Here is a 14,080-nt window from a genome sequence, read left to right on the forward strand (position 1 = left end):
GGTCGCCGGGGCTACGCGGTCAAGGACTTGACGATTTGCCCGCCTCCGAGCGACTTTGCGCGTGCGCGTAGTGCGAGCACGCGTTGATGGATTCGATGCTCTGTGCCGCGCGGCATCCAGCCGGGCCCATAACGGCCGCGGGCCAATCGCACTACTCGTACATAGCGGATCTCCCAACGCAGCGCGTCGGAGATCGACTTCGACGGACGCTCGCCGGCGTCAAAGTTGTGGTACGCCAGCGCTCGGATCAAATCGGGGATCGTCGCAGCACCGTGCAGGGCCAGCTGCCACGTGAGCACGTAGCGGAGTTCAATTCCGCGGAGTCGTAACGAGTTGGTTGTCATCCTCCGAACTGTCCCATTGCACTCCGACATCCTCGAGGTTGTCGCTCGGAGGCGGGCAAAACGTCGTGTCCCGCGCGCGACACACCAGCACCGCCTACCGTTCGGCTCATCGGGATCGCAAAGGCTGCGATTTTCCTTAGGTGGCGCAATCGTCGACGGGCCCTGGGTTTTGGCTGTTCGTAGCCGAATGTGAACCGGCGCAATACGCGCGGCCGCCCCTCAGGCCCGGATCGGCGCCCCCGAAAATGCCCTTGAGCTGAATTAGCGTGGCGGCGTGGCCGAGGCGATACCCATTCGCGGACCCCGGGCCGACCGTGCCCGCCGGGTCGCCGACGTGTTGCGCCAGCAGATTCACGCCGCGGCCTATCCGGACGGTCTGCCCGCCGAAAGCGAACTGGCAGCCGAATTCACCGTGTCCCGCAACACCATCCGCGAGGCACTGGGCATCCTCAAGCACGAGGGCCTGATCGACCGTGGACCCAAGGTCGGCACCCATGTCGCGCAACGCAAGTACGACCACCGGATCGACTCCCTGCTCGGCCTGAAGGAAACCTTCAAGCACATCGGCGAAGTCCGCAACGAGGTGCGCGCCGCCATGCCGGTGGTGGCTCCGCCGGCGGTGGCCCGCCGGCTGCGACTTGAGCCCGGGCAGCAGGCGGTGTTCATCGAGCGGTTGCGCTACCTCGGTGACCTGCCGCTGAGCCTCGACCTGACCTACCTGGCCCCGGATATCGGAACCCAGATCCTGGACCATCCGCTGGAGACCAATGACTTGTTCGCGCTGATCGAGCAAGTGAGCGGACACCGGCTGGGCGAGGCATCGCTGGCGCTGGAGGCGATCCCCGCGGATGTCCATTCGGCGGCCACCCTGCAGGTGCCCGACGGATCGGCGCTGCTGATGCTCGAGCGTCTCACCAGTCTCGACGATGGCAGGCCCGTCGACCTCGAGTACATCCGGATGCGCGGCGATCGAATCACCATGCGCGGCTCGCTATTGCGAGCCGAGCCGATAAGGAGCAAGCCATGACGCTGGTCAACAACAACCGAGTCGACGTGCCGGTCACGATCGACGAGTCGCTGTGTATCGACGGCTGTACCCTCTGCGTCGACGTCTGTCCGCTCGACGCGCTGGCCATCAACCCCGACACCGGCAAGGCGTACATGCACGTCGACGAATGCTGGTACTGCGGCCCTTGCGCCGCCCGCTGCCCGACCGGTGCCGTCACGGTCAACATGCCGTATCTACTTCGCTGAAATAACCTACAGCCCAGGATCTTTCATGAAACGACACGCCACTGCGCTGTTGTCGGTCGCCGCCGTGATCATCGCGGCCGTGTCCGGCTGCTCGCTGGAATCACTGTCGGCGTCCTCCGGTGTGGTCAACGTCGTCATCGGTTACCAGTCCAAGACCATCAACACCGTGACCGCCGGGACGCTGCTGCGCGCCCAGGGCTACCTGGAACACCGGCTCGCCGACATCACTACCCGCACCGGCACCAAATACGCGGTCCGGTGGCAGGATTACGACACCGGCGCCCCGATCACCGCGCAGATGCTGGCCGAGAAGATCGACATCGGCTCGATGGGGGATTACCCCATGCTGATCAACGGCTCCAAGACGCAGAGCAATCCGCTGGCGAAGACCGAAATCGTTTCGATTACCGGGTATAACCCGAGGGGTGCGCTGAACATGGTGGTGGTGGCGCCCGGTTCGTCGGCCGCCACGTTGAACGACCTGGCCGGTTCGAAGGTCTCGGCCAGCGTCGGATCAGCCGGCCACGGCACGCTGATGCGGGCCCTGGACAGGGGCGGCATCAAGGGCGTCGAGGTGCTCAACCAGCAGCCGCAGATCGGCGCATCTGCACTGGAATCTGGTCAGGTACAAGGCCTTTCGCAGTTCGTTGCATGGCCAGGGTTGTTGGTGTTTCAGGGCAAGGCCAAACTGCTGTACGACGGCGCCGAGCTGAACCTGCCCACCCTGCACGGTGTGGTGGTCCGCCGGTCATATGCGGCGTCGCATCCGGAGGTGTTGGGCGCGTTCCTGCAAGCTCAACTGGACGCCACCGACTTCCTCAACCAGAAACCGCTGGAGGCGGCCCGCATCGTCGCCCAGGCCAGCGGGCTGCCGCAGGAAGTGGTGTACCTCTATAACGGCCCCGGCGGCACGTCATTCGACACCACGCTCAAACCCTCACTGGTCGAGGCGCTGAAAAACGATGTGCCGTACCTGAAGTCGATCGGCGACTTCGCCGACCTCGACGTGACTTCCTTCGTCCAGGACGCTCCGCTGCGCGCTGTGTTCGGCGCCCGAGGCCGTAACTACGACACCACCCGGGCCGCGACCGCCAACCCGTCGCTGCTCAGTGGAGACCCCGCGCAGGCTAGCGAACTCTGGCTGGACGGAACCGATTCCACGCAGACCGTCGCCAATCCGACCAGCCTGCTGCGGGCGGTGCGGGACGCGACCGCCCACGGTGCCAAAGTCCGTGCCGCCTATGTCCCCGACGCCGAGCTGGGCACCCGATGGTTCGCCGATAGGGCGGTCTGGGTGCAAGACGGCCGGAACTACCTGCCGTTCGGAACCCCGGCCGGCGCGCATCGTTATCTCGCCGCCCACCCCGGCGGCACCATCGTGAACTACCAACAGGCCCTTGGAGGTTCGGTATGACTGCTTTCCTGACCGGCGATCCGGCGGCCCCGGTCACCGGCCACGTGGTCGAGGCGGTCCCGGCGGCCGGCACACCGCGGCGAGTCACCTCGCCTTGGCAGTGGCGGCTGCTGCGGCTCGCGTCGGTCGCCGCCGCGGTCGGCTTGTGGCAGGTGCTCACCGCCGATAAGGTGCGCCTGCTGCTGCGATTCGACACACTGCCGACCGTCACCGAGATCGTCCACGCGCTGGGGCGCCGGCTGGGAACTTACGAGTATTGGCTTGACCTGGCGCAGTCGTTGATTCGCATTCTCACCGGCTTCGGGCTGGCCGCGGTGATCGGCGTCGCTACGGGGGTGCTGCTGGGCCGTTCCCGGTTGTTCGCCAACACCTTTGGTCCACTGGCCGAATTGACCAGGCCCATCCCGGCGATCGCGATGGTTCCGGTCGCGATCCTGCTGTTCCCGACCGACGAGGCCGGCATCGTGTTCATCACCTTCCTCGCGGCCTACTTCCCGATCATGGTCAGCACCCGGCATGCGGTCCGGGCGTTGCCCACGCTGTGGGAAGACTCGGTGCGCACCCTCGGTGGCAACCGGTGGGACGTACTGAAACAGGTGGTGTTGCCGGGCATCCTGCCGGGTGTGTTCGGCGGCTTGTCGGTCGGCATGGGGGTGGCGTGGATCTGCGTGATCTCCGCCGAGATGATCTCGGGTCGCCTCGGCATCGGCTATCGCACCTGGCAGGACTACACCGTGCTGGCCTACCCGCAAGTGTTCGTCGGCATCATCACGATCGGTGTGCTCGGATTCGTAACAGCCGCGGCCGTCGAAGTCATCGGCCGCCGGGTCACCAACTGGCTGCCGCGTGCCCAGGAGGAGAGCAGGCGATGACCCTAGAAAATGTCGGTATGAGTCTCGAATTGGATCGAGTTCGGTTGTCCTACACCGGAGATCCGGTGATCGACGGGCTGAGCCTGTCCGTGCGCCCGGGCGAGATCCTGGTGCTGACCGGTCCCTCGGGCTGCGGCAAGTCGACGGTGCTGCGTGCCCTCGCGGGCCTGCTGCGCCCCGATGGCGGCCGCGTGCTGGCCGACGGTGCCGACGTGACCACCACGTCGGGGGACCGGGGCATGGTTTTCCAGGACAACGCCTTGCTGCCGTGGCGCACCGTGCGATCCAACATCGAGTTGGCCCTGCGGCTTCGAGGTGTGCCGCGATCCGGGCGCCGCGCGGAGGCCGACCGCTGGATCGCCGAACTCGGTCTCATCGGCTTCGGCGACTACCTGCCCAAGAGCCTGTCCGGCGGCATGCGCCAGCGGGTCCAGCTGGCCCGCGGCCTGGCGGGGGCGCCGCGCGCGGTGATGATGGACGAGCCGTTCGGCGCGCTGGACACCCAAACCCGCACGGCCATGCAGCGGTTGCTGATCGACACCTGGAGTGCTCATCCGACCACGATCGTCTTCGTGACCCACGACGTCGACGAGGCGCTGCTGCTGGGTGACCGGATCGCGGTGCTGGGCAAGGCCGGCCAGCCGTTGCGTGCCCTGATCGACGTGCCGGAGCCGCGCGTCGATCAGCAGCGGTCCGCGCTTCGCGCTGAAGTCATTGCGGCCCTGGACCATTCGGCGGTGGCCGCATGATGGTGATTCCAGATATGACGCCGGTGCGCCTGGACTGTGACGTGCTGGTCATCGGCGGTGGAACCGCGGGAACGATGGCGGCACTGTCGGCCGCCGAAAGCGGCGCACAGGTCCTGCTGCTGGAGAAGGCCCACGTGCGACATTCCGGTGCGCTGGCGATGGGCATGGACGGGGTCAACAACGCCGTCATCCCGGGCAAAGCGGAGCCGGAGGACTACGTCGCGGAGATCACGCGCGCCAACGACGGAATCGTCAACCAGCGCACCATCTATCAGACGGCCAGCCGCGGATTCGCGATGGTGCAGCGACTGGAACGTTACGGGGTGAAGTTCGAGAAGGACGAGCACGGCGAGTACGCGGTGCGCCGGGTGCACCGTTCGGGTTCCTACGTGTTGCCGATGCCCGAGGGCAAGGACGTCAAGAAGGCGCTGTACCGGGTGCTGCGGCAACGGTCGATGCGGGAGAAGATCCAGATCGAGAACCGGCTGATGCCGGTGCGGGTGCTGGTGGACGACTGTTCAGGGCAGCGTCGTGCCGTCGGGGCCGCGGCATTGAACACGCGCACCGGCGAATTCGTCGCGATCGGCGCCAAGGCGGTGATCCTGTCGACCGGGGCGTGCGGGCGGCTCGGGCTGCCCGCGTCCGGCTACCTGTACGGCACCTACGAGAACCCGACCAACGCCGGCGACGGGTACGCCATGGCCTACCACGCGGGCGCGGAACTGTCCGGCATCGAGTGTTTTCAGGTCAACCCGTTGATCAAGGACTACAACGGCCCCGCCTGTGCGTATGTGGCGAACCCGTTCGGTGGCTACCAGGTCAATGCGGACGGCGAGCGGTTCGTCGACTCCGATTACTGGTCGGGGCAGATGATGTCCGAGGTCAAGAGCGAAATCGACTCCGCGCGCGGGCCGATCTATCTCAAGGTGTCCCACCTGCCGGACGAGACGCTCACCGCGCTGGAAAACATTCTGCACACCACCGAGCGACCCACCCGGGGCACCTTCCACGCCAACCGCGGCCACGACTATCGCACCCACGATATCGAGATGCACATCTCCGAAATCGGCTTGTGCAGTGGACATTCCGCGTCCGGAGTCTGGGTCGACGAACACGCCCGGACCACGGTGCCGGGGCTGTACGCCGCGGGCGACCTGGCGTGTGTCCCGCACAACTACATGATCGGGGCCTTCGTGTTCGGCGACCTCGCCGGCACGCACGCCGCCTCGACACGCTCGGAAGTGGCTGCGCCACAGCAACTCCCGGAGGATCAACTCGCCGACGCGCACGAGCTGATATACCGGCCACTGCGACACCCGGACGGGCCGCCGCAGCCGCAGGTCGAGTACAAGCTGCGACGGTTCGTCAACGACTATGTGGCCCCGCCGAAGACGGCGGCCAAGCTGTCGATCGCGGTGCGCACTTTCGACCGGATGCAAGACGAGATCGCCGCGATGGGGGCCCGTAATCCGCACGAGCTGATGCGCGCCGTCGAGGTGTCGTTCATCCGGGACTGCGCCGAGATGGCCGCGCGATCGTCGCTGACCCGTACCGAATCACGCTGGGGCCTTTACCACGAACGCGCCGATCTGCCGGTCCGCGACGACAGCGAGTGGGGCTATCACCTGAACCTGCGCAAGGGACCCGACGGCGAGATGGCATTCCTCAAGCGCCCCGTGGCCCCGTACCTGGTGTCGGTCCCTGAGCTGGACGCTCTGCCACCGGTGGACCAGACGGTGCGCGAGGTGCAGCAGCCGCCGCTGGTCGGCGGCAAGGCCCCGACCACCGCGGGCTCGCGAATCGCTTCGGCGGCAACCACATTCGAGCCGCCGTCACCGCGGATCGCCGAGGTGCTCGCCCTCGAGGAGCCGACGATCACCGAGCTGCAACCGTATCTGGCCGACGCCGATCCCGGGGTGCGCCGCACCGCCGTCGCGACACTCACCGAATGCATTCCCGACGGCTATGCTCCCGCGCTGTTCGCCGCGCTCGACGATGCCGATCCCGGGGTGCGGCGCACCAGCGCCGAGGGGATCCGCGAACTGGTCGAGGTGCTGCCCGACCCGGCCGGTGTCGAGCCGTATCTGCGGTCTCACGACACGGTGGTGCGGGCGGCCGCGGTCTACCTGCTGTCCGCGCGCCGGGCCGGTGCGATCGACCAATATCGCCGCGCGCTCGACGATTCCGACCATCGGGTGCGGATCGAGGCGGTGCGCGCGCTGGTCTCGGTCGACGACGTCGACGGAGTAGAGGTGGCCACCCGCGACGAGAGCCGGGAGGTCCGGATCGCCGCAGCCGCCGGCCTGGCCACGCTGCGCTCCGGCGTCGCGGCCGTCAGCGCGTTGATCGCCGATTCCGATCCGTTGGTGCGCGCCGCCGCACTCGCGGCCCTCGGTGAATTAGGGTGCAGCCAAGAGGATTTCGCTGCCGTCGAGCGCGCGTTGCGGGCGCCGGCGTGGCAGATCCGCGAGGGCGCGGCTCGTGCGCTCAAGGGCGCCGCGACTGAACTGGCGGTGCCGAGACTGGCCGATGCGCTGTGCGATGCACACCTCGACGTGCGCAAGGCGGCCGTGCTCAGCCTGACCCGCTGGGCCGATCAAGCGGCGGCCCGTGACGCGCTCGGCATCGCGCTCAAGGACAGCGACGCCGACGTGCGGGCCTATGCGCGCCGGGCGTTGGACGTGCAGAACGCGTAGTCGCCGACGCCGCGCACTCAGCGCAGGGCCATGCCGTAGAGCAGGGCGTCGCGCGGCTCGGGTCCGATCGTGGGGTAGACGGCGTGGTGATCCAGCCGGGCCTCCAGCACAAACCCGGCTCGCTCCAGCAAGCGCGCGGACCGTACGTTGTCGACCGCGCAGGTCGCCCAGACGCGCAGCAGCTCGGGGTTGGCACGCAGCTCGGTCAGCAGCAGGTCCAGCACCTCGGACATCAGACCCTTGCCCCACCATTTCCGGCCGATGCAGTAACCGATCTCGACCGAGTCGGGTGCCGAGCGCCGGCAGCTGGTCAGTCCGATGACGTCGCCGCTGTGCCGCAGCTCGACGGCCCAGGTTCGCTCTTCGGCACTGGCATTGAGCTTCTCGGCGATCACCCGCCGCGTGGTAGCCACGTCGGGATGCGGGGACCACAGCAGATATTTCGTGACTGCACGATCTCGGGCGACCCGTTGGTACAGCGCACCGGCATCCGCGAGGGTGGGCAGCCGCAGGACGAGCCGCGGGCCGACGATGCGATCGGGCGGGTGGTCGGCCACGGCGCTAAAGGTCGAGCGCCTGATAGGTGCGACGGACGAATTTCGGTTGTACCGCTTGTAGTTTCGCGAGCGTGGTGTTGCCGGCTACGGCCGCCGCTACGTCCGCGGACATGTCCGGCATGTTCTGGACCAGATACAGCAGAACCAGATCCGCGGCCGGGTCGGCCTGCCACCACGTTCCGTAGGCGCCGGGCCAGCTGAAGGTCCCGAGCCCGCCCGGCCCGAACAGCGGGGCGCTCTTGGCCGGATCGGTCACCACCGACAGGTTGAGCCCGAATCCGCGGCCGACCCAATACGGCGCGCCCAGGAAGTCGTGCCGCTTGTGCTCGTCGGTGAGCCGGTCGGTCCGCATGAGGCGCACCGATTCGGGGGACAGGACCCGCACACCGTCGATCGTCCCGTCGCCGAGCAGCATCCGCACGAACCGCAGGTAGTCGTCCGCCGTCGACAACAATCCGCCGCCGGCGTTGGGGAAGCTGGGCGGCGTGATGTGCGGCGGCCCCATCACGTCATGATGCAGTCGGCTCTGTCCGTCGAGCCGGTACATGGTCGCCGCGCGACGGCGGCCTTCCGGGGACACGCAGAACCCCGTGTCGGGCATACCGATCGGGCCCAGCACCCGTTCGTCGAGGACCTGGTCGAACGGCTTGCCCTCGATGCGCGCCGCGATGACGCCCAGCAGGTCGATGGAATGGCTGTAGGTCATCCGTTCGCCGGGTTGATGCACCAGCGGGAGCTTGGCCAGCTCGCTGACCCACGCGTCCGGGCCCTGGTTGAACGGCAGCCGCAGGTAGGCCCGCGAGATCGGCCCCGATACCGAGAATCCGTAGGCCAGGCCGCTGGTATGGGTCAGCAGATCCTCGATCAGGATCGCCCGGTTGACGGGGTGCGTGCGGTCCAGCGGACCGTGCCGGTCGTCGAGCACCCGCAGGTCGGCCAGCTCCGGTACCCAGTGCGTGATCGGGTCTTTGAGCGTCAGCTTGCCCTCGTCGACCATGCTCATGATCGCGGCCACGACGACCGGTTTGGTCATCGACGCGATGCGAAACAGCGTGTCTCGCTGCATCGGCAAGCCAGCGCCGACATCCCGGTAACCGATCTCGTTGACCTGCAGGACTTCTCCGTGCTGCCATACCAGCGTCACCGCACCGGCGAGCAGGCCGGCGTCGCACGCCTCGCGGATGGAGGCCTGATTGCCATCGAGATTCACCCGGTCAGGGTAGCCCGTGCCCGGTTAGCCGTTTTGCGCGCGTAGTCCGCGGACCCCTGCCGGTGCCGGAACAATCGGGGGTGCGTTGTCACGGGTCGTGAATCCGATCAACGGACGGGGCGTGCCGTTGGGCGTGTCACTCACTCCCGCCAGATTAAGAGGGCAACCTGGGAATTCCCCAAAACCGGCGCTACGCCTGGTCATCGAGGGACAACATCAGGTGTCAGCCCATTTCGCCGATGGTAATCCGATGCAAAATCGCTGTGCGCCTTGGCTGTCCGCGGGCTACTGCTGCTTCTCGTCGGGTGGCTGAGCAAATGGACGAAGGCGGCGACGAGTCTGGTGATCCGGTGCCCCGGCCTCGCCGTCCCGGTGTTTGCCTCGGGTGTAGTCGCCCTGCCAGTCCACTCGTTCGCCGGCGGCTACCCGCGCCAATTGCTCGGCATGCTTTGTCGCGTCGCGTTCGCGAAGGAACAGCTGGTGTTTGCGCTGCAACTCTTCATCGGCCGCGATGGGCCTGATTTCGGGCGCGAACTCTTCGAGCTCGCCGCGGCGCTGCGGGACGATCATGCAGATCGGCTCGTCGACTTCGAATCGGACCGGCATGGATTTGCGGGTGATCTTCCAATTGATACTGAAACTCGCGCTTGCCCAGTCGGTTTCGACGACGCCCTCCAACGCGCACACGCCGTCTTTCGGATAGTTTGCCGGTCCGCGGACCAACAGGTTGTAGCCCGGGGGAGTGCGAAAAAGCATCGGCAGCCGCCAGGTGAAGATGCCGTTGCCGAAATGGCTGGCGGGCAGGAACTGATCGGCGACGTAACGATCGGGTTCGATCATGACGTCCATACCCTCTTGGGCTATCCAGGTGGCGGTGAAGGCGCACGGATTGCGCAGCTCCCAGCCGCTTTGGTTGGCGATGAGCATCGGCAGACACCGGCTGGGCCAACCCTTGTCCGCCTCTGACTGCGCCGTCATCCACGCCCGGCTCGCCGGTGCCGGGGTGATCGGCGGCGCGTTGTCGCCGGTGATGAACCCGATCAGCGGGCGGACTGGCCCGTCGGCGTTGTCACTCACGCGAGTCAGATTAGCTGCGAACCCATTGCCGTGCCCACGGCGCATGGGGCCGACGCACTGCAGGCCTGAGATTTCATAACGGTTTCGGTTGAGCAAAGTTGCTGCAGCTTACCCGCGATGCACGGACCAATATTTCCTGTCCGGCTATAGCGTTGGTCCTATGGCCGGACTTGTCAGAGATGTGAAGCGCTGTCGCACAGCGCTTCACGTAGCCGTGTCGGTATCGGTGGCTGCCGTCCTCGCGCTCGCCACCACCCCGGTGGCTCATGCGGCCGCGGCCATGGCGACGTTGCAGGTGGAACATACGTGGCAGACCGGTTTCATCGCCCACTTCAGCGTCACCAACCCGAACATGGCGCCGATGGCCGACTGGAGGATTGACTTCGATATGCCGGTCGGGCAATCCGTCCTGCACGCGTGGAATAGCACCGTTACCCAATCCGGCACGCACTTTGTGGTCACCCCCGCGAACTGGGATCGCGAGATCGCGCCCGGCGGTACGGCCACGGGTGGTTTCCGGGGCGCGCTGAGCGGTACCTATACGCCGCCGTCGAACTGTGTGGTCAACGAGCAATATCCCTGCACCGTGGGGTAGCCGCCGAACGTCATTCGGCGGTGGGTGCACTCGACGCGTACTCGGCGGCCGGACGCTGATCGACCGCGGATGGGCGAGGGGGCCGCGACGCGGCGTGGGTGCGGACCTGGCGGGGCCACCAGAACCAGCGTCCCAGCAGTGTCGCCGCGGCCGGCATCATGAACGAGCGCACGATCAGGGTGTCGAACAACAACCCGATCATGATCGTGGTGCCGATTTGGCCGACGACGCGCAGATCGCTGGTCCCCATCGCACCCATCGTGAACGCGAACACCAGGCCGGCGGTGGTGACGACGCCGCCGGTGCTCCCCATCGACCGGATCATTCCCGTCTTGAGTCCGGCGCCGATTTCTTCCCGGAACCGCGCGGCCAGCAGCAGGTTGTAGTCCGACCCGACGGCCAGCATCACGATGATGGCCATCGCAAGCACCAGCCAGTGCAGCGGCATGTGCAGCAGGTGCTGCCAGATCAGCACCGATAGGCCGAACGACGACCCCAACGAGATCGTGACCGTTCCCACGATCACGGCGGAGGCGACCACACTTCCGGTGATCGCCAGCATGATCATGAAGATCAGGCAGAGTGACGCGACCGCGGCGATCATCAGGTCATACATAGACCCGTCGCGCTCGTCCTTGTCGGTGGACGCCGTGCCGGTGAGATAGATGTTGGCGGCCGCCAGCGGAGTGCCCTTGACGGCCTCGTCCGCCGCCTGCCGGATGCCGTCGATATGTGAAATCCCCTCGGCCGTCGCGGGATCGCCCTTGTGCGTGATGAAGAACCGCGCCGAGCTGCCATCGGGGGACAGGAACATGCTCAGTCCCCGCTTGAAGTCCGGATTTTCGAACGCCTCGGGCGGAAGGTAGAAGAAATCGTCATTCTTCGCGCCGTCGAAGGCCTGTCCCATCACGGTCGCGTTGCGAGTCAAGGCGTCCATCTGCGTGATTAACCCGGAGAAGGTGCTGGTCGCCGTTTGAGCGAGGTCCTTGACGGTCTGCATCGCCGCGATCAGCGGAGGCATCTGCGCCAGCATCTGCGGCATGATCTCGTCGAGTTGATCGGTGTGGTGTGCCAGGTTGCCGACATCCTCGCTGAGCCGGTCGATGCCGTCGACCCCGTCGAACAACGACCGCAGCGACCAGCACAGCGGAATGTCGAAACAGTGTCGCTCCCAATAGAAATAGCTTCGGACCGGCCGCCACACGTCTTCGAAATCGGACAGGTGATCGCGCAATTCACCGGTCGTGTCCTGCATCTGCCTGGTATCGCCCGCCATGCCATGCGTCACGTTCGCCAGGCGGCGCGTCAAGTCCTGGATATGCAATGAGACATCGATCATGTGTTGCAGCTCGTTGGTCATCCGGGACATGTCGGCCACCCGATTCCGCAGATTCTTGAGGTTCTCGATCGTGACGGCACTTTGCGCGCTGATCTGGAACGGGATCGAGGCATGGTCGATCGGCGAGCCCAGCGGCCGGGTAATGCCTTGCACCCGTGCGATACCGGGTGTGTGGAAGATGCTGCGGGCAATCCGGTCCAGGACAAGCATGTCCGTCGGATTGCGCAGGTCGTGATCGGCCTCGATCATCAGCAGCTCGGGCTCCATGCGGGCCGCTGCGAAGTGCCGGTCCGACGCCTGGAAGCCGATATTCGACGGGGTGTCGGCCGGCAGGTAATAGCGCCCGTTGTAGCCGGTCTGATAGCTGGGCAGGGCGATCAGACCGATCAGCGATACTAGGATCGACGCGACCAGCACCGGGCCCGGCCACCGCACGACGATGGTGCCGATCCGGCGCCAACGCCGGGTGCTCACATTGCGTTTGGGGTCGAATGCCCCGAAGCGGCTGGCGACGGCGATGACGGCGGGCGCCAGTGTCAGCGACGCCGCGATCACCACCAGAACCGAGATCGAACACGGCCACCCGAGCGTATTGAAGACCGGAAGGCGGGTGAAGCTAAGGCAGTACATCGCCCCGGCGACGGTCAACCCGGAAGCCAGGATCACGTGGGCCGTTCCGTGAAACATGTCGTAGTAGGCGGCCGCTCGGTCCATTCCGGCCGAGCGAGCCTCCTGGTAGCGGCCGATCAAAAAGATCGCGTAGTCCGTAGACGCCGCTATCGCCAGTGCCACAAGCACATTCACGGCGAAGGTAGATAGCGCGATGACGTCGTTGTTGGCCAGCGTAGCGATGACGCCCTCGGCGGTGAGCAACTCAACGCCCACCGTCAGCAGCACCAACAGCACGGTGGTCAGCGAGCGATACGCGATGAACAGCATCAGCGCGATCACGACGACGGTGATCAGGGTGATTTTTTCCAGGCTGCGGTCGCCATAGGTATGGGTATCGCCATTGAGCGGACCCGGACCGGTCACGTACGCCTTGATCCCGGGCGGCGGCGGCACGCCGTCCACGATGCGTTCGACGGCGACGACGGATTCGTTTGCCACCGAGCTGCTTTGATCGCCGGTGAGGTACAGCTGGACGTAGGCGGCTTTACCGTCGGCGCTCTGCGATCCCGCCGCGGTCAGGCTGTCGCCCCAGAAGTTCTCGACATGCTCGACGTGGGCCTTGTCCTCGGAGAGTTTGGCGATCAGCGTGTCGTAAAACCGATGTGCACTATCGCCCAGCTTGTCTCGGCCCTCCAGCACCACCATCGCCGTGGTGTCCGAATTGAACTGCTGAAAGTTCTTCCCGATGCGCTTCATGGCGATCAGGGACGGCGCATCGTGGGCGCTGTACGAGACGGCGTGTGTTCCGGCGACTTCGGACAGCACCGGCGTCGCCGTGTTCAGCACGGCGCACAGTGCCACCCAGAACAGGATGATCGGCAGCGCCAGCCACCGGATCGTCCGGCCGGTCGTAATCGCGCGCCCGCTCATGCCGACTTCACTAGGCAGCTGGTCGCAGCATTGTGTGAGCTCACGGTAAGTTCGTCGCGCACAACACCATTGACGGTGATGCGGCATCCAAGGCTGGCGCTGTCGCCCTGCGCTACCACATTGGCCACCACGGCACTGAGCGTGGTATCGATGCGCAGCGTCCACGGCACCGTTGCGTTTTCGACCTCTCGCGGCTGCGCGTCGGCATCCAGATAGTGGATGCTTGCCGTTGCGCCGGGCGGGCCGAAGATCTCGTAGACGACGTGTTTGGGATTGAACGCGACGATCGCGTCGGCATTGCTCTTGTCTGAAACATGTTGCTGTGAGCCGAAAACCCCGTGCAGCCGGGAAACGACGATGGTACCGACCACCACGACGATGACCATGACGATCGGTACCCAGATGCGTCGGAGAATGCCGGTCATAGAGCC

Annotated in this window: 13 protein-coding genes; 7 read left to right on the plus strand and 6 right to left on the minus strand. The window is 66.0% G+C overall.

Annotated features, from left to right (window positions below; translation table 11 throughout):
- Positions 1-11 precede the first annotated feature (11 nt).
- Positions 12-344 carry a hypothetical protein gene (locus tag MJO58_RS10955; protein ID WP_090601522.1) on the minus strand — a complete coding sequence of 111 codons (333 nt, stop codon included), beginning with the start codon at positions 342-344 and terminating at the stop codon, positions 12-14.
- Between the two features lie 274 nt (positions 345-618).
- Here MJO58_RS10955 and MJO58_RS10960 point away from each other — a divergent pair, with 274 nt between their 5' ends.
- From MJO58_RS10960 to MJO58_RS10985, 6 genes are read left to right on the plus strand one after another with little or no spacing between them, the layout of a single operon-like run.
- Positions 619-1,371 carry a GntR family transcriptional regulator gene (locus MJO58_RS10960; protein ID WP_090601523.1) on the plus strand — a complete coding sequence of 251 codons (753 nt, stop codon included), beginning with the start codon at positions 619-621 and terminating at the stop codon, positions 1,369-1,371.
- The gene (locus MJO58_RS10965) at positions 1,368-1,598 is read left to right on the plus strand and encodes a 4Fe-4S dicluster domain-containing protein (protein WP_090601524.1); all 231 of its coding nucleotides are present in this window, start codon (positions 1,368-1,370) and stop codon (positions 1,596-1,598) included. The genes MJO58_RS10960 and MJO58_RS10965 overlap by 4 nt, the downstream gene beginning before the upstream one ends.
- Before the next feature lie 25 nt (positions 1,599-1,623).
- Positions 1,624-3,012 (plus strand): ABC transporter substrate-binding protein, encoded by a 1,389-nt coding sequence (locus MJO58_RS10970; RefSeq protein ID WP_239722834.1) that lies wholly within the window; start codon positions 1,624-1,626, stop codon positions 3,010-3,012.
- The gene (locus MJO58_RS10975; RefSeq protein ID WP_090601526.1) at positions 3,009-3,884 is read left to right on the plus strand and encodes an ABC transporter permease; all 876 of its coding nucleotides are present in this window, start codon (positions 3,009-3,011) and stop codon (positions 3,882-3,884) included. Before MJO58_RS10970 ends, MJO58_RS10975 begins: the two co-directional genes overlap by 4 nt.
- The gene (locus MJO58_RS10980) at positions 3,881-4,633 is read left to right on the plus strand and encodes an ABC transporter ATP-binding protein (protein WP_239722835.1); all 753 of its coding nucleotides are present in this window, start codon (positions 3,881-3,883) and stop codon (positions 4,631-4,633) included. Before MJO58_RS10975 ends, MJO58_RS10980 begins: the two co-directional genes overlap by 4 nt.
- Positions 4,630-7,329 (plus strand): fumarate reductase/succinate dehydrogenase flavoprotein subunit, encoded by a 2,700-nt coding sequence (locus MJO58_RS10985; protein WP_239722836.1) that lies wholly within the window; start codon positions 4,630-4,632, stop codon positions 7,327-7,329. The genes MJO58_RS10980 and MJO58_RS10985 overlap by 4 nt, the downstream gene beginning before the upstream one ends.
- Before the next feature lie 17 nt (positions 7,330-7,346).
- On the opposite strand, the gene MJO58_RS10990 is transcribed toward MJO58_RS10985, so the two are convergent.
- The 3 genes from MJO58_RS10990 to MJO58_RS11000 form a co-directional block, all read right to left on the minus strand.
- Positions 7,347-7,886 (minus strand): GNAT family N-acetyltransferase, encoded by a 540-nt coding sequence (locus MJO58_RS10990; RefSeq protein ID WP_239722837.1) that lies wholly within the window; start codon positions 7,884-7,886, stop codon positions 7,347-7,349.
- A gap of 4 nt (positions 7,887-7,890) precedes the next feature.
- Positions 7,891-9,096 carry a serine hydrolase domain-containing protein gene (locus MJO58_RS10995; RefSeq protein WP_090601530.1) on the minus strand — a complete coding sequence of 402 codons (1,206 nt, stop codon included), beginning with the start codon at positions 9,094-9,096 and terminating at the stop codon, positions 7,891-7,893.
- Positions 9,097-9,381: 285 nt separating this feature from the next.
- Entirely contained in the window at positions 9,382-10,173 is a 792-nt protein-coding gene (locus MJO58_RS11000) for a DUF6065 family protein (protein WP_090601531.1), read from the minus strand.
- A gap of 160 nt (positions 10,174-10,333) precedes the next feature.
- On the opposite strand from MJO58_RS11000, the gene MJO58_RS11005 reads away from it, so the two are divergent.
- Entirely contained in the window at positions 10,334-10,768 is a 435-nt protein-coding gene (locus MJO58_RS11005; RefSeq protein WP_239722839.1) for a cellulose-binding domain-containing protein, read from the plus strand.
- Positions 10,769-10,778: 10 nt separating this feature from the next.
- On the opposite strand, the gene MJO58_RS11010 is transcribed toward MJO58_RS11005, so the two are convergent.
- Together MJO58_RS11010 and MJO58_RS11015 are read right to left on the minus strand one after the other, a co-directional pair.
- Positions 10,779-13,649: an MMPL/RND family transporter gene (locus MJO58_RS11010; RefSeq protein WP_239722840.1), complete on the minus strand. Its 2,871-nt coding sequence runs from the start codon at positions 13,647-13,649 to the stop codon at positions 10,779-10,781.
- Positions 13,646-14,074, minus strand: coding sequence for an MmpS family transport accessory protein (locus MJO58_RS11015; RefSeq protein ID WP_090601534.1), 429 nt, complete (start codon positions 14,072-14,074; stop codon positions 13,646-13,648). Before MJO58_RS11015 ends, MJO58_RS11010 begins: the two co-directional genes overlap by 4 nt.
- Positions 14,075-14,080 lie beyond the last annotated feature (6 nt).

The organism is Mycobacterium lentiflavum (assembly GCF_022374895.2).
Lineage (GTDB): Bacteria > Actinomycetota > Actinomycetes > Mycobacteriales > Mycobacteriaceae > Mycobacterium > Mycobacterium lentiflavum.

Coding starts and splice junctions, on each gene's coding strand:
- MJO58_RS10980 (WP_239722835.1), top strand. CDS start 3,881: ATGACCCTAGAAAATGTCGGTATGAGTCTCGAATTGGATCGAGTTCGG.
- MJO58_RS10975 (WP_090601526.1), top strand. CDS start 3,009: ATGACTGCTTTCCTGACCGGCGATCCGGCGGCCCCGGTCACCGGCCAC.
- MJO58_RS10965 (WP_090601524.1), top strand. CDS start 1,368: ATGACGCTGGTCAACAACAACCGAGTCGACGTGCCGGTCACGATCGAC.
- MJO58_RS11005 (WP_239722839.1), top strand. CDS start 10,334: ATGGCCGGACTTGTCAGAGATGTGAAGCGCTGTCGCACAGCGCTTCAC.
- MJO58_RS10985 (WP_239722836.1), top strand. CDS start 4,630: ATGATGGTGATTCCAGATATGACGCCGGTGCGCCTGGACTGTGACGTG.
- MJO58_RS10955 (WP_090601522.1), bottom strand. CDS start 344: ATGACAACCAACTCGTTACGACTCCGCGGAATTGAACTCCGCTACGTG.
- MJO58_RS10970 (WP_239722834.1), top strand. CDS start 1,624: ATGAAACGACACGCCACTGCGCTGTTGTCGGTCGCCGCCGTGATCATC.
- MJO58_RS11015 (WP_090601534.1), bottom strand. CDS start 14,074: ATGACCGGCATTCTCCGACGCATCTGGGTACCGATCGTCATGGTCATC.
- MJO58_RS11010 (WP_239722840.1), bottom strand. CDS start 13,649: ATGAGCGGGCGCGCGATTACGACCGGCCGGACGATCCGGTGGCTGGCG.